The sequence below is a fragment of the Calothrix sp. PCC 6303 genome, from assembly GCF_000317435.1.
In the GTDB taxonomy this organism is placed as follows: Bacteria; Cyanobacteriota; Cyanobacteriia; order Cyanobacteriales; family Nostocaceae; genus PCC-6303.
Genome location: NC_019751.1, coordinates 3,336,679 through 3,356,884, shown reverse-complemented (window position 1 = coordinate 3,356,884; position 20,206 = coordinate 3,336,679). Strand labels below are relative to the sequence as shown.

General features: G+C 40.6%; 10 protein-coding genes. 1 reads left to right on the top strand and 9 read right to left on the bottom strand.

Translation table 11 applies throughout. The annotated features are described in order from the left end of the window. Window positions 1-397: 397 nt before the first annotated feature. From CAL6303_RS13875 to CAL6303_RS13835, 9 genes are all read right to left on the bottom strand, one after another. Entirely contained in the window at window positions 398-862 is a 465-nt protein-coding gene (locus tag CAL6303_RS13875) for a PepSY-like domain-containing protein (protein WP_015198435.1), read from the bottom strand. 15 nt (window positions 863-877) lie between these two features. Beyond that, the gene (locus tag CAL6303_RS13870; protein WP_015198434.1) at window positions 878-2,422 is read right to left on the bottom strand and encodes a sensor histidine kinase; all 1,545 of its coding nucleotides are present in this window, start codon (window positions 2,420-2,422) and stop codon (window positions 878-880) included. Between the two features lie 76 nt (window positions 2,423-2,498). Further along, on the bottom strand, window positions 2,499-3,365 hold the full coding sequence (locus CAL6303_RS13865) for a hypothetical protein (protein WP_015198433.1): 867 nt from the start codon (window positions 3,363-3,365) through the stop codon (window positions 2,499-2,501). Between the two features lie 461 nt (window positions 3,366-3,826). After that, window positions 3,827-6,181 carry a choice-of-anchor I family protein gene (locus tag CAL6303_RS28535; RefSeq protein ID WP_015198432.1) on the bottom strand — a complete coding sequence of 785 codons (2,355 nt, stop codon included), beginning with the start codon at window positions 6,179-6,181 and terminating at the stop codon, window positions 3,827-3,829. 305 nt (window positions 6,182-6,486) lie between these two features. After that, window positions 6,487-7,992 carry a pentapeptide repeat-containing protein gene (locus CAL6303_RS13855; RefSeq protein ID WP_015198431.1) on the bottom strand — a complete coding sequence of 502 codons (1,506 nt, stop codon included), beginning with the start codon at window positions 7,990-7,992 and terminating at the stop codon, window positions 6,487-6,489. A gap of 123 nt (window positions 7,993-8,115) precedes the next feature. After that, a complete protein-coding gene (locus tag CAL6303_RS13850) occupies window positions 8,116-10,311 on the bottom strand; it encodes a pentapeptide repeat-containing protein (RefSeq protein WP_015198430.1) in 2,196 nt (731 codons plus the stop codon). A gap of 286 nt (window positions 10,312-10,597) precedes the next feature. Next, complete coding sequence (locus CAL6303_RS13845; RefSeq protein WP_041740563.1) at window positions 10,598-12,667, bottom strand: glycosyltransferase; 2,070 nt, start codon at window positions 12,665-12,667, stop codon at window positions 10,598-10,600. 188 nt (window positions 12,668-12,855) lie between these two features. Beyond that, entirely contained in the window at window positions 12,856-14,253 is a 1,398-nt protein-coding gene (locus CAL6303_RS13840) for a calcium-binding protein (RefSeq protein ID WP_015198428.1), read from the bottom strand. Window positions 14,254-14,557: 304 nt separating this feature from the next. Next, the gene (locus CAL6303_RS13835) at window positions 14,558-15,598 is read right to left on the bottom strand and encodes a calcium-binding protein (protein WP_015198427.1); all 1,041 of its coding nucleotides are present in this window, start codon (window positions 15,596-15,598) and stop codon (window positions 14,558-14,560) included. Between the two features lie 1,512 nt (window positions 15,599-17,110). Between CAL6303_RS13835 and CAL6303_RS13830 the strand changes: the two genes are divergently transcribed. Further along, on the top strand, window positions 17,111-20,137 hold the full coding sequence (locus tag CAL6303_RS13830) for a peptidase domain-containing ABC transporter (RefSeq protein ID WP_015198426.1): 3,027 nt from the start codon (window positions 17,111-17,113) through the stop codon (window positions 20,135-20,137). Window positions 20,138-20,206 lie beyond the last annotated feature (69 nt).

Sequence of the window (20,206 nt, the reverse complement as noted above, 5' to 3'; positions counted from 1 at the left end):
ATTGTAAACCTCTTACTTAATATTTTTTTCTTTTTATACAAAATAATTAACTGTACTTATACTGTTTTTTATATATTTTTTTTGTTTGTTAAACTTTATACAAACATTTTATACAGGTATCAACTCAATGCAGGAAAAACCACTGAAGATAGATAAGGTATCAATAAATAATGTGAATAAAAAAAGAAAGGTATCCGCTCATCGGTACAAGCTGCATCCCAGGAGTTGTACTTTGAGGAGTGTCATGGGAAAAGCGCGAATTGGACAAACCCTCAATCATATAGGTTTGATTGACAACATTTTATAGAACCAGCGGACGAAGCATTATTCTATGAAATAAGTTAGGATATTTATGAGACTGCAAAAACATAAAAAATAAATCTAAAATTGTTCCCTATTAATCCTCATACAAATCAACAATAGGATTACCTTGGAAATCAAAATATACTTCATATTCCCTTTCCCCATCTGTAATATCTGCTTCGTAAAATAAGCCTTTGGATGTAATTTCAATTTCGTATTTGGTAATAATGAAATTGGGATATTCTTTTTTTATTTTTTCTAAAACGGTAGATGGAAATTTTTCCTTAGACACCAAATATTCGGTTTCTAACCATTCACCAGTAACAGAAAACTCTGCCTCATATTCAGTACCATCTTCAATAAATACTGCCTCATAACCGTAATGAGTTCTCTCCCAAGTGTGGGGAACGTCAGAATATTTAGCTCTAAATGCTTGTTCTACAACTATGGGGACAATGATATTTTTTTCCTGCTCACTAAAACTATGACTATGAATATGACTATGACAAGCGGCTACAAATATTAGTATTGATACCTGAAAAACTCTGAATATAGTCACCGCTGTTAATTATCCTTATTGCCTATTGTGTGATGAAGTCGCTTCTGGAGGTAAAATAAGAATAAATTTAGCACCTTTACCCAGTTGACTGATAAGCGTTATTTCCCCTCCGTGAGCTTCTACAATTGCTTGAACTATAGATAATCCTAAACCAGAACCCTCATATCGGCGGCGACTGTTTATAGCACGGGCAAAACGCTCGAATATTCTTTTTTGTTCGTCCTGTGGAATACCCTCTCCGGTATCTCGTACCCAAAACTTAACTTTACCTTGATGAATTACCGAACCAAGAGCAATTGTATCAGTCGGTTTAGTATATTGGGTAGCATTTTCTGCTAAGTTCATAATAGCTTGAGTTAGGCGCTGGCGATCGCCAACTATTTTACCTGTTGCCACTGCTTCTAGCTGCCAATTACGTTCTCCCAAAGCTTGAGCTTTGGCAAATATCTCTTCGGTAAAACTATTGATATCAAATGTTTGTAAATGCAAAAAATTCGGATGCTCCACCTTAGCAAGTAGAATTAGGTCATTAACCAATCGTTTCATCCGCTCTAATTCATCCATCACTAAGGCTAAAGTTTCCTGTCTTTCTTGAGGATCATCTCCCATCAACTCCAGATGACCATGAATGATGGTAATTGGTGTTCGCAGTTCATGTCCAGCATCGTTGAGAAAATCTCGCTGGCTGGTGAAAGCGACTTTTAATCGATCCATCATTTCATTAAAAGTAGCTGCCAACTCGGCAATTTCTCCTTCTCCTTTGACGGTGATGCGTTGATTTAAATCAGATCCATTAATACTGCGAGCAGTTTGTGTTAATAAGCGTAGAGGTGCGAGAATTTTTCCCGAAGCAAACCAACCCAAAACTAAAACCAAAAATAATAGACTTGCAGCAACCTGAATAATTACACCCACAGCTTCCAATACTTCATTTCGTTCACCCGCTGTGGTACGTGCAATGACAAATACCCCGATGATTTTGTCATTGATCATTACAGGTTGAGCAAGATAAATAATACTGCCGACACTATTACTAGAAGTTACCTTTTCACCTTCTTCTGGTTTAGTTAACTTTGCCCAATCATTAATAATTTTTGAATCTATGCTCAGTTGTTTTGGTCTGGCTCTAGGGCTAGATTTATAAAATCTTCCTTTCATTAGTGCAATCAGATATGTATCGTCTTCTGGAAGCTGATTGCCTAAAAAGCCATCAAAAAATTCTTCTAACTCTTCTTCGGAAGATGGGGGTTTTAGCAGACGTTGATCTGCATTCCGAAGTAAATTAGTTTCAGTGTGCTCCTTACCTTGTATATGATGTTTCTTGTCTGTGCCAACTAATTCGTTAAATACATGCATTTTTTCCGTTGTCTCGCTATAAACACGGGTATTAACTCGTGCGTATAGCAACCCACGAAATGCGGGAACAAAAACCACAAAAGTCACACCAAAGACGAGAATATACGAGAAGAGAATGCGGGTACGAGCGTACCACATAAAGCCTTTAAACTTCTTTGTATATCCTTTGATTGCTAATTGTTTGTTTTCATTATTGATTGACATTAATGGAAATTAGTTATGGGGATACTGGCTCAAATTCACTAATATTATACAGTAATGCCACTAATACTCAATTATTTTAGCTGACTGATAAAGCTATTTTTCTCCCAATTAGACTGATAAAGCCCGTACCAAAATGCTGAATTTCTAAAAAGTTTGCCTGTTGTGCTACTGTTTTGTAGATTCTAAATGTCTTCATAATACTTAAGGTGGCAGCACTTTCTAAGGGGCTGACAAAACTAGTATCTCGATCAAGAAAATGCTTTTGCTTTGCCCAATAAGCCATTTGATTGGCATTTAGAAAGTAACAACCAGAATGGGGATTTAAAGCACGATTAAATGTGATTGGCATTCCCATTATTTTGCCTTTAAATTCTGGCTGTTCTTGGATATTTTGAAAAGGTGCGGTTACTCTTGGCAATAAATCGCCATCAATATAGGCTTTAGCGGTAGAATTATTTACGGAGACTTCATAACGATTGGGTTGTAGTAAACTGATATCACCAGCTTGTTGGGTGAACCAATTTAATTTTACAAAAAACCAAGGGTCTTGAATCATTAAATCATCTTCGAGAAAACAGTAATAATCATATTTGCCTAAATTATCTCTCAGCACAGCTTGACATTCAAATCCTAATAACAAAGGCTCGGCTTGAGTTGGATAATGGCGATAAAAATGGGATGGTAAAGGTAGTTGTTCGAGGAGATGACAATCTTGAGTAGTGCAAATAATAATATCGAGCTTACTCTCTTGGGACTGATTTGCCGGAACAGCTAATCTTTGACCGATATTAATAATACTTTGGGATTTGCCAAATAGCTGATGCAAATTAGTAATGCTTTGAGTTAAAGCATGTACACGGGGTCGGTGATCTTTCCTTTGGGAAGCGTGTTTTCCTTGGTTATCTGGTCGAAAAAAGTGGGCGATGGTAAAAAGTATCCGCATTTTATTAACCTTAAAATCAAATCATTTTTTTGCTCGTAGTTGCGCTTCATCGTTATGGATGCATAGCGCGAAAGCGCAACTACAAGGCAATTTGCTACATAGTTATTTTCCCATTCACCTACTTATGCTGACACCAATTTTCAGGTAAATGAACCACAAATAGACCTCTCTCCATAGACGCGTAGCGACTTCCCGCTAGGGTACCTCTCTCCTAGGAGGAGAGAGGCTTTGATTTTCTCTGGGGGTTAGGTCTAGGCTGTTGACTTTGTTGGTTTTTAGGCGATTTTGTGGAAAATTATTCGTGTTCTTTTTTGTTTGTGGAAAAACGGCTGGAACAGCCGTTTTTCCACAAAAGTAGTCAACACACTTTCTGCATGAACCCTTATGGGCAAAAGGGTACAAAGTTTACAGCCTAGGTTAGGTCTCATAATTGTGGTCTAAATACATGAAAACTGCTGTAATTAGAAGATAAAGTCTGTAGCATCCACATTGGTGGCTGTGAAGTTTGCGAGGGTAATGGTATCTGTACCAAAAAGGGAACTGGAAATATCTGTGTTTGCACCATTTTGAGTCACCGTTAAAGATCCAAAGCTAGTTGCAAATGCAGTGAGGTCTATTTTGTCTGCATTATTGCCAAAACCATTTATGCGATCGCTTCCAAAAACAGATGCAAAAATAAAGGTGTCGCTTCCTGATTCTCCACTCATGGTGTCGTTACCAGCACCACCTGTTAGGATATCAGCACCGCTACCACCTGTTAGGATATCAGCACCGCTGCCACCTGTTAGGATATCAACACCGTCTCCACCTGTTAGGACATCATCGCCGTCTCCACCTGTTAGGGTGTCAGCACCGCTACCACCAGTTAGGTTATCATTGCCGGCACCACCTGTTAGGTTATCAGCACCATCTCCACCCGTTAGGATATCAGCACCATCTCCACCTGTTAGGATATCAGCACCGCTACCACCAGTTAGGTTATCATTGCCAGCACCACCTGTTAGGGTATCAGCACCGTCTCCACCTGTTAGGACATCATCACCTGCACCACCGAATAGGGTGTCATTGCCACTACCCCCGGAAATTGTGTCACTGTCAGCGCCGCCGTAGATGATATCATTTCCATCACCACCGGAGATGTTATTTGCACCAGACTCACCAAACAGCAAATCGTTGCCGCTATTTCCAGTAATGGTATCATTGCCAGAGCCACCATAAATGACATCATTTCCATTACCACCAAAGATGCTATCGTTTCCTCCCAAACCGTTGATAAAGTCGATTTGATTAGAGCCGTTTAAAGTTTCTCCCTGTTGAGTACCAACAATACCATTCGTATCGTTGGGTGCGATCGCATAAGTTGTGGTGCTACCGCTAATTTCATTGGTGACGACTAATAGGGGTAAACCAGTGGGACTATCGGCAGCGGAAACGAAGGTTAAACCTTCAGGTCCCAAGTCCCCTGCGGCTGCTAGTTGAACGTTTTGGCTAAAGTCGCGGTTGTTGAGGTATTGAACAAATTGGGGGCTAGCAGGGTTAGTGATGTCGTATACCATCACCCCACCGATACGTTCCAAGCCGATGAAACCGTAAGTGCGATCGCCTATTTTCCCAACTGCTATTCCTTCTGGTTCGGGACCTTTGTTGTCGCTGCGGTTATCGAATGTATTGTTGTCGTTACTGGCATTAAAATTGGTCGGAAATAGCTGGGCGGTAATTTGCTCAAAGTCGTCACCACTATCGTAAACTAAGTTACCTTGGCTATCCCGAATCGAAAAGGAGCGAGTCCCGTAAGCATAAAGCTTATCATAGTCACCATCCCCATCTGTGTCACCATCGATACTGGAAACGCTCAAGCGACCAAGGTTTGCGTCGAGTTTTAAGGTAGCAGCATCAGGGAAAACCGTTGGATCTAAGGTAAGATTTCTCATGCTGACGTTTTCGCCTCGGTCATCCCCTTCGTTTGCAGTGACGTAGTAGTTCTGACCATTCGCGCTGAAAGTAGCGATCGCATCCGGCATATACATCCCGGAAACTGGCTGTGTATTAATATTTATGGCACTATCACGATCACTAGCATCAAGTCCATTCCCCACTAAGCTGTGATCTTTCAAGCCTAATGGTTGCAGTGAGGTAACTGTAGCGGTGGCAATATCAACGACAGCAACAGTGTTATTTTCCTGCAATGTCACATAAGCAGTTTGTCCATCGGGAGAAACCGCAATATATTCTGGTTCCAAATCCTGTGCAGCAGTCCTTCCGGCAAAAATCCGGACACCATCTGCCCGTAATTGAGTCTCTAAACCGTTAAAGCTGGTGAAACCTGCTGTAGCAACGTTAGCTTGGGTAAGATTACTAATTCCACCTGACAAGTCAATAACACTAATCGAACCTTCAGGATCAATAGTACCGGGTTCCCCTTCATTGGCAATTAGTACTTTACTGCCATCAGGGGTAAAGGTTAACATGTCCGGCAAGGAACCCACTTGTACATCTTTTAAGTAAGTACCATTGGTATCGTAAAAAACAACCTTGCCGGGGTTAGTTTTATCCACAGCTTCCACAGCTACTGCAAGAGTGCCATTTTTGACAGCAACACTATTGGCAACAGCACCGAGAGAACCAACAACAATTTGACTAATTTTGCTGGGACTTGTGGGGTCACTGAGATCGATAATATCAATGGTAGCAGCTTGGGCATTGACTATAAACAGCCGCTTGGATGTAGGATCATAAGCTGATATTTCCGCAGCACCTTGGTTAAATACTCCAGTTGTATATCTACCTAGTTCTGTGAGTTTAATTGTGTTTGCCATATTGATGTGATGTTGTGCTATATCAGATAAGTAATATCACTTATCCTGAACAAGTTAACAACAAAATTATTTTGTCAAGCTATTAACCTGTCAAGGATGGATATCAATCCAAGGTGCTTCCGGTTGATTACCGACCTTCGGTCGAGGGAATAGGGAACGTTTGTGTGTTAATTTAACCGGACTTGAGATTACAGCTATTTTCAGGTAAATAGACCAGGCTGTAGGGGTTTAGCATTGCTAAACCCCTGCGGTTGATGTGGTTCAAATAGTTGAAAACTGCTGTAAATCCCTAAAATTGCTTAAAATTAGAAGATAAAATCAGTAGCATCAACGTTAGTGGCAGTGAAGTTTGCCAGGGTAATGGTATCTGTTCCGAAAATTGAACTGGAAATATCTGTGTTTGCGCCATTTTGAGTTACCGTCAAAGCCCCGAAACTGGTGGCAAATGCTGAGAGGTTAATTTTGTCTGCATTATTGCCGAAACCGACAATGCGATCGCTTCCAAAGCCAGATGCAAAGATAAAGGTATCGTTACCAGCACCACCATTCATGGTGTCATTACCAGCACCACCAATTAAGGTATCATTTCCACCTGCTCCAGTCAGGTTATCAGCACCAGCACCACCAATGAGGGTATCAGCACCGGCACCACCATTCAGGTTGTCATTACCAGCACCACCATCGAGATAATCATTGCCAGTATCACCAGTTAGGGTGTCGTTACCACCATTACCAAAGATGTTATCGTTTCCGGTTGTGCCTGTGAGGGTGTTATCAAATTCATCCCCAATAATTAAACCGATGGAATCAACAGCGATCGCGCCTGTGAGATCAGCACCAAAAAAGTTAGCATTGGTAAAATTAGTTTTCGATAAATCGGCGTTAGTCAGGTTTGCATTGGTGAAATTCGCACCAATAGCAGTTGAATCGGTGGTGAGTACCCCAGTTAGATTAGCACCCGTGAAGTTGGCATTTGTCAAGTTAGCTACTATGAGGTCAGCATTAGTCAAATTAGCTTGGGTGAAATTTGAGCCACTTAAATCAGTTTGATCGAATTTGACATCTGTGAGGTTAGTGACTGTAGTACCAGAAGCGCTAAAATTTGAACCGCTCAAAACCGCATCATCTATTTGCGCGCCACTTAAATTCGCACCCCGAAAGCTGAGATTGGCAGTTTGCCCAGGAGCCAGAGGAGCATCACTAAAAGAAACACCACTGAAATTCGCCAGGTCAAAAATAGAGTTTTGCAGAGTAACATCAGTGAAGTTACTTAAGCGAAAGTCTGCACCAGTAGCATTGACGTTAACTAGAAGAGTTGCTTCTAAAGTCGCTCCTTGGAGGTTGGTATTTGTCAGATTTGCCCCGGTAAAGTCAGCCGCTTTCAAATTCGCCAAAGATAGGTTCGCACCTGTAAAGTTCGCACCTGTAAGATTTGGACGCTCAGATTGCTCACCACTGAGATTCGCTTCTCGCAAATCTGCATTGGTGAGATTGGCATTTGACAGGTTAATACCTGATGTGTTGATTTTGAATAGATTTGCCTGTCTCAGGTTTGCGCCACTGAAATTGACATTCTGCAATGTTGCCTCAGAGAAATTAGCTACTGCGGGAAAGTTGGTATTTGGAGCAAAGACAGCATTTGAAGCATTGACATTGCTCAGAAAAGCTGCTGAGAAGTTAGTACCTCTAAGCTGTGTACCAACGAATTGCACATCTGTGAGACTCGCTGCGACAAAAGTGGAACCATTTATGTTTTGTCCGTTAAAGTTATTACCTGTCAGAACTTGACCGTTAAAGTTTTGATTTTGCATGTTAGACACCTAAAAAAATTTAATTGGTTTGAAAATGTAGAGACGCAATACATTGCGTCTGTGTCTTCCAAAGGGTATGTTGGGTGAGCAAAGTCGAACCCAACAAAGCCATTGGGTTATTAGTTAAAAAATGAAATCCCCAGCATCAAGGTTGGTAGCGGTGAAACCTGCCAGGGTAATGGTATCTGCACCAAAAACTGAGCCGGAAATAACTGTAGTTCCCCCAGCTTGATTAATTGTCAAAGCGCCGAAACTGGTAGCAAATGCCGTCAGGTTAATCTTGTCTCCACCATCGGCAAAACCATTTATGCGATCGCTTCCAAAGCCGGATGCAAAGATAAAGGTGTCATTGCCATCACCACCATTCATGGTGTCATTGCCTGCACCACCAAGAATAATGTCATTGCCAGTAGCGCCAGTGATGGAGTCATTACCTAAACCACCATCGAGATAATCACCGCCACCACCACCAAGCAGGATATCATCGCCATCCAAACCATAGAGGGTATCGTTACCCGCAAGTCCACTGAGGGTATTGTTGCTGGCATTACCCGTAATAATGTTGGCAAGTCCGTTACCAGTGCCGTTGAGGGCTGTACCAACCAGGGTGAGATTTTCTAGGTTATCGCCCAGGGTGTAGTCAAAACTAGACTGAACTGTATCTGTACCTTCATTGGCATTTTCGGTGATGATATCTGCTGCACTACTAATCACATAGGTGTCGTTGCCCAAAGCACCAGTCATCACGTCATCACCTGCACCACCATCCAGCACATCGTCCCCTAAGCCACCACTAAGGGTATCATTGCCATCACCCCCACTGAGGTTGTTATTGCCATCGTTACCTGTAATGGTGTTGGCAAGTGCGTTACCAGTACCACTCTGGGCTGTATTAATTAATGTTAGGTTTTCTACGTTGTTGGTTAAGGTGTAGCTGGCAGCGCTAGAACGGACAGTATCTATACCTGCGTTGGCATTTTCGATCACATTATCACCAGTAGCATTGACGATGTATATATCATCACCAGTACCACCAAGCATCCTGTCATTACCATTACCACCGTCAAGGTAATCGTTACCAGCACCACCGTTTAAGGTGTCATTGCCAGCACCACCAAATAAGGTGTCAGCACCATTACCACCATTGAGGTTGTCAGCACCAGCACCACCATCAAGATAATCATTGCCATCATTAGCATTGAGGACATCGTTGCCACCATTGCCAAACAGGTTATCACCGTTGTTGGTACCTGTAAGGTTGTTATTACCACCATCTCCAAGATACAAGCCAATAGCATCAACCGCGCTCGCGCCTGTCAGATTAGCCCCAAAAAAGGTAGCATCGGTAAAGTTACCTTTAGACAGGTTCGCATTACTCAAATTGGCATTGGTGAAGTTTGCACCACTTGCGATCGCATCGGTGGTGAGTACCCCACTCATGTCAGCACCAGTAAAGTTGGCATTGGTGAGGTTAGTTTTAGATAGGTCAGTATTTATTAGTTTGGCACCACTGAAATTGGAACCAGTGAAATCACTATCAACTAATTTGGCGCTTGTGAGGTTTGTAGCTGTAACTGTACCATTAGTAGCAACATATGCACTAAAATTACTACCAGTTAAAGTCGCATCATCTAAAACCAAGTTGCTTAAATCAGCACCACGAAAGCTCGCATTCACTGCTTGATTTGGATTGAATGCTTCTACATCACTGATAGAGACACCACTGAAGTTTGCTAAATCAAAGGTAGAATTTTGGAGAAGCAAATCTGTGAGTTTGGCTTGTCGAAAATCGGCACCAGTTGCATTCACATTGACTAAGAGAGTTGCCTCTAACTCTGTTTCTTGAAACTTCGCATTGGTGAAATTTGCCCCTGTTAAATCCGCAGCTTTTAACTTTGTTTTAAATAAATCTGCTCCTGTAAAGTTCGCTCCCGCTAGGTTTGGTCTGTCAGACTGTTCTCCACTGAGATTTGCTTCACTCAAATTGGCATTAGTTAAATTGGCATTGGATAAGTTAATAAATTTGGTGTCAATTAATGATAAATTTGCTCCAGTTAGATTTGCTCCACTGAGGTTGACATTTTCCCATTTTGCCTTAAACAAATTAGCTGGTGATGGAAAGTTAGTGTTTGTCGCAAAAACAGCATTGGACGCATTAACGTTGAACCAACTTGATTCTTCAAAGTTAGTGCTTCTAAGTTGTGTACCTACAAACTGTACTCCTGTAAGGGTCGTTTTAAAAAAGTTAGAACCGTTTAAGTCTTGTCCATTAAAGTTATTTCCATTGAGGTTTTGATTGCTAAAGTCTTGGGCTGCCATTGAATAGATACCTCTAGATTAATTGAGTAAATTGAAAAACTTTGATGCTGAATATCAACTAAAGTTGTAGAGCGCGTCAGCTAATACTTCGATTTTGAAAACTTGTCACTGACGCACCGTACAAACTACAGTTTTATTTTCGGGTTATTAAGACTTACGCATTGACAACACATCTTTCGTAGGGGTTTAGCAGTGCTAAACCCCTACAACGTGGCTATATCTAATAATCAAGCCACAAGTAGTCAAAGTCTTTCTTAAAGAAGTCGGGGATCTGAATACCCACGACTTAAGCTGATTTTTTGATTTCTAATGGTTCTTTAGCAGCTAGAGGTTGAAGCTGTTCTTGTAACCAAGTGGAAAAAAGTTCATTTAACAACTTCTGTTTCACTGTTTCGTCTAATTTGGCTGGTAAAAGTTTTTCTAAGCGGACAATTATCCACAATTCACCGATACGAGTTGGAGGTGATAACTCACCTGGCTGATTAATCGTGAGAATTTGAGCTAACTTTGGATGGGGTGATGACAGAGGAACAGGACCAATTAAACCACCTGTAGAAACTTCTGAACCTTCAGAATATTGTCTTGCTAATTCTGCAAAAGGTTGTTCGTTTTCTAAAAGGCGAAAATAAATTTCTCGTGCTAAATCTGCATCTTTCAGTCGAATTAAGGAGTAAATAACTTGGTCAAGTTGTGGTTTGCGTTGACGGAAATAGGGTTCTAACTTATTACCCCAAGTTGCTGTTTGAAACTTCTCAATTCTGAGTTTACGAGTTGCTAACTCGATGAATTGTGCCTCCGTTAATCCTTGTTTTTGTAACCAATCTTGGCGTATAGTTTCGGATGTTAATTGATGTTTTTGACAAAATTCCTCGTGACATTTAGCTGACTCTTCAGCAGTACAGGTAAAAGGTGCGATCGCCTGATCAATTACAAGCTCTTGTTTGAGCTTAGGCAACATTTGATACTGAGTTAGCAATGGCACTATTTCTTGGGCTGTCACCTTGCGATTGTTAACCTGTAAAACTTCCATAGATGTCTCTATGCTTGTTTCGGAGTCTTGGTACTTACCATTAACACCGTTATCTGTAATTAAAGATACATTTGAATCGATTGGGATAACGCTACTTGGGAATACTAATCTAGTATTCTGTTCCTGCTGTTGTATCCATTCCAAGTGTTTGGGTAATAAAACTGATAAATTATAGTATTTTTCAATGGTTTCTCTGGCTTTAGCGCGAATTTCCGCCATTTTATCAGGATGGTTCAATGCTTCCTCAATGCGATCGCATATCTCCTGGGGTGAGAAAAAGTCGGCTAACAAACCATTTACCCCGTCTTGAATGACTTCCATCACCGGGGCAGTTCTCGAAGCAACCACCAAGCAACCTGTGCAAAGGGATTCTAGTAACGACCAAGATAAAACAAAGGGACGGGTTAAATAAACATGAGCGCTTGATGCTTGGAGAACTTGCAGATATTCTTCGTAGGGTAGCCAACCTGTAAAATGGATGCGACTTTGATCGATGGGGAATTTCTCCAGCATCACATCTTTATAGGTTTTACCATCAGCCAGTTTTTTCCCATAAGCTACCCGATTTTCCCCTACAACTACCACATGACAATTTGGTCGTCGCTGCTGGAGTAAAGATACTGCCTCCATAAACTGCGGAAAACCTCGATAAGGTTCCATTCCCCTTGTAGCGTAAGTGACAATTTCATCCACATGGGAAAGATCGAGTTTTTTGCTTGCTAAAACTAGCTTTGCGCCTGGTTTGGGGCGGAAAAAATCAGTATCAATCCCATCATGCAGAACATTAAGTTTACCAAGATATTCTGAAGGGAACTGTTGACGCTGCCAATAGGTTGGAGACAGACCGCGATCGCAACTATATAAATCTTGCAAAATTGGCGCATTCTTGATGCGAATCCGGGCTTCATCGTCATAACTTAACGGTTCACTAGGGTCAAAATCTGCATCGGAACCATGAGCGTGATAAAACCACTCGAAATAACATAAAAATTTAGCTTGAGGGAAAATATCTTTAATAAATAAAGTGGGACCCCAACCAGAATGACCATAAACCACATCAGGTACAAATCCCCTGGCTTTTAGCTGCTCTGCCATCCGAAATACAGCCTGACCTTGGAGAACCGCATTTTCCAAAGGTCTCACATAGTGATGAGTTTCCGGTCTAGCTTCCCGTTTTGCTTGATAAAAAACCTTGTTAACACCAGGTAAGCTTCCTTCACGACGAGTGGTACCAAAAAAAACTTGGTTACTACTGTCTTTGGCTAAAGCTGTGGCTACATGCCTAAACTGAGCCGGAAAATTAGGATGTAAAAATAATATTCTCATGGCAGTTTTAAAATTGCAAAGATTTCTCTCCAATTCTTCCATTTCAGAAGAACTGGAGATTAAAATAGTCTGATTCCGAAGAGTAGCAAAAGCGAATTCTGACGACGCTGCTACCCTCCGGTCTGTGTGGCAATATATCAGGTGCGTGCTAGGTTGTTACCAAGTACAATCCTGTAGTTGTCCATGCTTTAAGCAAGAAAATCAGCTGCCGTAATCAGGCTGGAATTAGTATTCAATACAGTTGCAATCAATTCACCAGTTTCTGTAACCGTAATAGTCGTACTGTTACCACTGCTACCAATTGTTAGCGTTTCAAAGGCGAAATCGTACTCGAAGAAGTCAACACCATCCTGGAAGCCTTGAATGACATCACCAGGAGGAATAATTTGGGGAGGTTCACCTGGGTCTGGGGGTTCGGGGATAAATCCTGTGTTGGTTAAGATATATACATCAGCACCATCTCCACCAATCAATGTATCGGCTGCGGTTTGGTCTTCCAGGTCTTCTCCACCACTGAGAGTGTCGTTTCCAGGTCCACCCAAAACCCGATCTACGCCAATACCACCATCAACTAAATCATCAGCACCTTGACCGTTAATGGTATCGTTACCTGCTCCACCTAAAACGGTGTCATTACCGCCTCCACCAAAGAGGGAGTCATTGTCTTCTCCACCATCGATGAAGTCAGCTTCAGCACCACCAGTGATAGTTTCTAGACCAGCACCACCGAAGAATGTGGTAGAACCGCTTTCATCAGTAAGGACATCGTTACCATCTCCCCCATCAAGGGTATCAATGCCAGCACCACCACTGATGAAATCATTACCGCCAAAGCCAAAGATTGTGTCGTCACCCTCACCACCTAGCAGGGAGTCGTTAGCACCACTCAAGCTCTCGCCGTCGCCTTCAATTAGGTCATTTCCAGCACCACCCAAAATGGTGTCAGCACCAGCAGTACCTAATGTATCATCTCCAGAGAGGAAGTCATCTCCCTCGCCACCATCAAGGCTGTCATTCCCAACTCCACCATCGATGGTATCATTGCCAGCACCACCCAAAATGGTGTCATTGCCACCAGTACCTAAAGTGTCATCTCCAGAGAGGAAGTCGCTACCATCTAAGCCGGAAATAAAGTCACCATCGGCTCCACCTTCGAGAGTGTCACCTTCAGTAGCGTTATTGCTACCAGTTATGGTATCTGAACCTGCTCCACCGTTTCCGTTGCTCTTACCATCAGGGTTATTAGCAAATGTCAAAATGTCATTGCCATCTCCACCTGATAGTTCATCCTCGAAACCACCAACGAGGGAATCGGCACCAGCACCACCATCAAGGGTGTCTTTACCTTCACCACCATCGAGGGTATCATTGGCAGCACCACCCAAGAGGTTGTCATCACCAAGTTCACCAAAAAGTCTGTCGTTCCCGTTACCACCATCGAGGGAGTCTGAACCTTCTCCACCAAAGAGTCTATCAGCACCGTTTAAGCCATTGAGAATATCATCTGCCTCAAAGCCTCTGATGGTATCATTGGCATTAGTCCCTTGGAGGGTATCAGCATTCGGAGTTCCGTTAATTACTGCCATATTTGTAGATTCCTATTTCAGAACACTATTTACAACTGAGAATGTGCGGATGCACAATACAAAGTCTGTTTTAACTCTCACTATATTTTCCCCCTCTCTCAAATTTGAGAGGGGGTGTCAAAGACATAGCGAGAAGACGTAAAACACTTTTGGTACTTTTGGTAAATTTAGTCAAAATAGTATTCATTTTGATTAGCCGTTTGGTAGAAGACCTGAATTTAATGAAAACATGATGGGAAATCTTTGCTAGAGACGTAGCAGTGCTACGTCTCTACATTTTTATCGAGATGTCTATTTAGAAAACTTAGAAAACAACAATGTCATTTCTGGTAATCGCCGGATTACCAGACAATTGAGCGATTGCTACCTGAGATGCACTACCTGTACCATCTACGTCGAAGTACAACGTACCAATGCTGGCATCATAGATGAATCTATCGGAAGCATCATTAGCTAGGGAACCAACAAAGAATTGAGCTACTGTAATTGCACCAGCAGTTAAACCACCACCGAAACCAGCAGCAGAAACCTGAATCGTATCGTCAACGATTGAGAAATCTGTGATGTTGTCAATGCCTTCGGTGGAAGCATTGAAGGTAAAGTTATCAACACCAATTCCACCAGTCAGGGTATCGCTACCAGCACTACCGATTAAGTTATCATTACCACCTCCACCTCTGAGGATATCGTTGTCATCCCCACCATTGAGAATGTCATTACCTGTTCCTCCATCAAGAAAGTCGTTACCCAAATCTCCTTGGAGAGTGTCATTTTCAGTTCCACCATTCAAGCTATCATCACCAGTGGAACCACTGAGAAAATCAGCCCCTGCATCGCCATTGATGACATCAGTTCCATCTCCACCTAGAAGAGAATCATTGCCATTCCCGCCCCTGACGATATCATCACCAAAGGAACCATCGATAGTGTCATTTCCATCTCCGCCAATGAGAGAATCATTGCCGACTTCGGTATCGAGTAGAAGTGTTCCACCTATGGAGTCATCTCCAGCACCACCAACAATAGTATCGTCCCCATCTTGACCAAAGAGTCTATCATTCCCTTCGCCACCATCAATAAAGTCGTTACCGTTATCACCATTGATGAAGTCTATACCAGCACGACCAAAGATGCGATCGTTGCCATCTTCCCCGAAAAGTTGGTCATCACCTGTTCCACCATCGATGGAATCTTCACCATCATCACCAAATACGGTGTCGTTTCCTGCGTTGCCTATGAGGGTATCATTGCCGTCGTCACCAAAAATTTGATCATTTCCACCTAGAGCATCGATAAGATCGTCACCACTAGTTCCAAAAAGTGTGTCGTTACCTGGAGTTGGCATATCTAAATTAAGTTTGATTTATTTGCTGATTTGTTGGTTGATGCGTTGAATACATGGAAATACCGAAAACATGGCTAGTTTTAGCTAGGGGAAAACATGCCTCCCGAAATACTAGGCACGGCGGAAATAAAGCTACCATTAAAGAGAGCCGAAAAGCTAGAATCCGATCTTCAATGCCTCTAAAGAATGCAGAGTAAATACACAATTAGAATATTTGTCAAATATTTGAGCTTCCAAATATCTACTCTTGCAGTCTTGAAGCATATCTTCCGATCAAAATGTTGCCAATTTGGCAGAAGCTATGGTAATCTTAAAAAGTCGATAAAGTGAAAGATAAAATCAATATCTTAGATTCACAAAAACAAAGTAAGCTAACCATGACTTACTATTTGAATACTTCAGTCAAACCAAATACAAGCCCCAAAAAGTCAAAACCTAGATGTGTTTCTTAATTCTTCGCATTTATGTCAGATACGCAACCCCTTCAGCAAGTGTTTACACTGCCTGCGCTGTACCTGCATTAAATTTTTGATATCGACACCTTAACAAACTTAAATTCCCTTGCGACTTTTTTCAAAACTTAAGATATCTGGTTACTTTATTCTCTAGTCAGAGAGATTTGTATAACCAAAATATCCCACATTTGTCTGTTGGCACATCAGGACGATGCGTTTTACACCATCCGATATACCCTACAAATGGGTAAGTTTATTCATTTGAGATAGTCTAGTGTCGATTTTTACTTTTTTAATTTGGGTAAAAATTGCTTAGACAACTGTTACTAGCACAACGGAAGTCAGGGGAACTTAAAGTTATTTTGTCTACATTCAAAATATAGTTGCCTTGATTTGGCTTGTCAATGCAATAAAGATGAGAGTTTTCTCATAAATCACAATAACACTTGACAAATTTTAATTTACAGAGATTTTTTGTCACAAAAACTAATTATAGATATTTAGACAACATCAAGTAATTATATTAACCAAGTATTTAATAAGTATCAAAAAACAAAAAGTATTTAAATATATAGTTTTAACATAGATACTTAGTAACAAGCTGCTGTTAAATAATTAGCCATAAATCTTGATATATCCTATTTTGGGAAAATCTATGTCTGCTGATATCTAAAAATACGGAAGTATAAACTGTTGCATATATCTATCATTGAGATAAATTTTCATACTGACAACTATACGAATCAAATAATATAGTCTATTGTATTAGTTGTCCCTATAGCTGACTTTGACCCCTCACCGTCTAATTGACTAGATGAGTCGCGCATACTTTTGTTTCAGGCTAGCAAGATAATTGAATGTTAGTACCAGGTCATCTTCCTGTAATCATAAAAACTGTATGTTGTGAATCTATCTTGAGATAGATGATTTATTGTTTGATTTGTATATCTAATACAGAAATAGTCATACCCAATACAAACCCCAAAAGTTCTTTCCTCGCGTATTTACAGACCCCAAGTCCAAACTAATTTCAATAAACTACAGTCGGAAAATTGGTATGTCTGTTTCTACGGATTTTTTTGCAAACTTTATTTCCAAGCTTGAAGGTTTTGATCAATTACCAAGTCAGGTAATGGCTAACTTATTAGAAGATTCTCATCCTACTCGCTATCGTGTAGGGCAGAAAATTCTCGGAAAAGATATAATAGCCGATCGCATCACCATCATTTATGAGGGAAGGGTTCGCTTATTAGCACATGATCCTCGCACTCAAGTTCCAACAACTTTAAGATTTCTTGAATCTGGAGATGTTTTAGGTGAAGTTAGTGTGTTGCGATCGCTTGGATGTGAAACTGCGATCGCATCCAGCGAAGTTACATGTTTAACATTCGATTCGAGTAAATACTTGGATTTACTTTCCAGATATCCAGCTTTTGCAGAAGTTCGCAAGAGTCGCTGTCACTTACTGGAAATATTTGAGATTCTGGGTGTGCAAAAAGAGATCACAGCAAACGCTGGAGTAAATCTGAAGGAACTCGCGCAAAATGCATTCTCACGAGCAACGGTACATTATTTAGCACCCGGAAAAACTTTACTCAGTCAATTAGATAGTAAATTAGATAGTAAAAGGGTTTGGTTTGTTAGTAGTGCAACCATCAAAAATTTATCTCCTGGTTCTCCAATAGAACTACTTAATGGTGAACAACAATTTGAGGTTACAGGAAAACATCCAACACGTTTAATTGGTTTATATCCATCAGATTTATTAATCCCAAATAACAATTACCAACCGCATCAGATCCAAGATCATCACAGCAGCAGATTAGATGAAATCGAGATTCCCTACGCATCAGCAGAAGAGTCAACCAAAAATTTCCAAACTGTAGATAATAACCGGAAAATAAAATATCCTTTCTTCCACGGTAAGGGACAGTTAGATTCTGCGATCGCTTGTTTTCAAATGGTATCAAAACATTTGCAAATGCCATTTAGACGAGAAATGGTGAATCGTGTTTTAAATGATAATAATAAACGTCAAGGAAGCATATCTTTTCAGCTTTGTGCTTATCTGGCAGAATTAATCGGATTGAAAGCACAACTAATTGATGTATCTTTAACTTTAAATAGCATTACCCGAATCCCCACACCCGCTTTAATTCGTTATGAAGATAACTTTGTAGTTTTATATGAAGCTAACGAAAAAGTTATAGTTTTAGGAATACCATCTGAAGGTATTCAGCGTTTCAAACCCAAAGAAATACTTGCTCAATTAGAAGCTCAATTAGAGGTAGAAGAAACTAATTCTCAACCTCGAATCAGAGTATTATTACTTAATTCAACTAAAACCACACCCAAACAGCGCTTTGGTTTAGAGTGGTTTACCCCCTATCTGTTGCGCTACCGTCGGGTACTAATAGAAGTCTTTTTGGCTTCATTTTTCGTACAACTGGCAGCATTAGCAAATCCTCTAATTATTCAGATCATTATTGACCAAGTAATTGTCCAAAATAGTGTTAGCACTTTGCATATTTTTGGAACTTTACTCCTAGTTGTTGGTTTTTTTGAAGTTGTCCTCACCACACTCAGAACCTATCTATTTGTTGATACCACCAACCGCATAGATATGGGATTAGGGTCAGAAATAATTGATCACTTACTTCGTTTACCTTTAAGTTATTATCAACGCAGACCAGTAGGAGAACTATCTACCCGGATTAACGAATTAGAAAATATTCGTAAATTCCTAACAGGTACAGCTTTAACTGTAGGTTTAGATGCTGTATTTTCGGTGATTTATATCATCGTCATGTTATTTTATAGCTGGCAGTTAACTCTAGTCGGTTTAGCTACCATACCTGTATTTATCATTTTGACTGTTATTTCTTCCCCCATAGTGAGGAAGCAGTTACGCGAAAAAGCCGAAAGAAACGCTGAAACACAATCATACCTAGTTGAGGTAATTTCCGGCATTCAAACAGTTAAAGCTCAAAATATTGAATTGCGATCGCGTTTTTCTTGGCAAGAACGTTATGCTAATTACGTATCAACTGGCTTTAAAACTGTCATTACTTCCACCCTAGCAAATTCTACAAGTAATTTTCTCAATAAACTCAGTAGTTTATTAGTGTTGTGGATGGGAGCATATTTAGTAGTTCAGGGAGACTTAACTTTAGGAGAATTAATTGCTTTTCGGATTATTTCTAGTTATGTCACCAGTCCGATCTTACGTTTAGCACAACTTTGGCAAAGTTTCCAAGAAACCGCTTTATCATTAGAGCGTTTAAGCGATATTGTTGATACACCACAAGAAGCAGAAGAAGACCGTAATAATATTCCCTTACCTACCATTTCTGGTAAAGTTCGTTATGAAAATGTTTACTTCCGCTTTAAAAGTGATGGTCCTCTACAACTTTGTAATGTTAGTCTGGATTTTGAGAGCGGTGAATTTATTGGCATTGTCGGACAAAGTGGTGCCGGAAAAAGCACTCTGACAAAACTTTTGATTCGATTATACGAACAAGAATCTGGTAGAATTTTAATCGATGGATATGATATATCCAAAGTTGAACTATACTCACTCCGACGACAAGTGGGATTCGTCCCCCAAGATACACTGTTGTTTGAAGGTACAATTCAAGAGAATATTGCCCTGACAAACCCTGATGCAACAACGGAGGAAATTATCGAAGCGGCTAAAATTGCAGTTGCCCATGACTTTATTATGGACTTACCTAACGGGTACAATACCAAGGTCGGTGAACGGGGAGGTTCCTTATCTGGTGGGCAACGACAGAGAATAGCGATCGCACGTTCTGTTTTACAAAGACCAAAATTATTGGTCTTAGATGAAGCAACTAGTGCATTAGACTATATCACAGAACGACAAGTTTGTCTGAATTTAGCCAATGCATTTAAGGATAGTACGGTCTTTTTCATTACTCACCGCTTGAATACTGTCAAACATGCAGATAAAATCGTTGTCATGGATTCTGGAAGGGTAATTGAGCAAGGAACACACCATGAATTAATGGCAATGGAAGCTCATTATTCCTACCTCTATAATCAGCAAGAAATGAACTTGTAATTCTGATTATTTTATATTTAATCACTAACAATTAATAGTGCATGTTCAATATAATTAGTAATGCCAATT

Bases quoted from the DNA above. Each gene is read 5' to 3' on its own strand.
- CAL6303_RS13870 (WP_015198434.1), bottom strand. From the start codon at position 2,422: ATGTCAATCAATAATGAAAACAAACAATTAGCAATCAAAGGATATACA.
- CAL6303_RS13865 (WP_015198433.1), bottom strand. From the start codon at position 3,365: ATGCGGATACTTTTTACCATCGCCCACTTTTTTCGACCAGATAACCAA.
- CAL6303_RS28535 (WP_015198432.1), bottom strand. From the start codon at position 6,181: ATGGCAAACACAATTAAACTCACAGAACTAGGTAGATATACAACTGGA.
- CAL6303_RS13855 (WP_015198431.1), bottom strand. From the start codon at position 7,992: ATGCAAAATCAAAACTTTAACGGTCAAGTTCTGACAGGTAATAACTTT.
- CAL6303_RS13850 (WP_015198430.1), bottom strand. From the start codon at position 10,311: ATGGCAGCCCAAGACTTTAGCAATCAAAACCTCAATGGAAATAACTTT.
- CAL6303_RS13845 (WP_041740563.1), bottom strand. From the start codon at position 12,667: ATGAGAATATTATTTTTACATCCTAATTTTCCGGCTCAGTTTAGGCAT.
- CAL6303_RS13840 (WP_015198428.1), bottom strand. From the start codon at position 14,253: ATGGCAGTAATTAACGGAACTCCGAATGCTGATACCCTCCAAGGGACT.
- CAL6303_RS13835 (WP_015198427.1), bottom strand. From the start codon at position 15,598: ATGCCAACTCCAGGTAACGACACACTTTTTGGAACTAGTGGTGACGAT.
- CAL6303_RS13830 (WP_015198426.1), top strand. From the start codon at position 17,111: ATGTCTGTTTCTACGGATTTTTTTGCAAACTTTATTTCCAAGCTTGAA.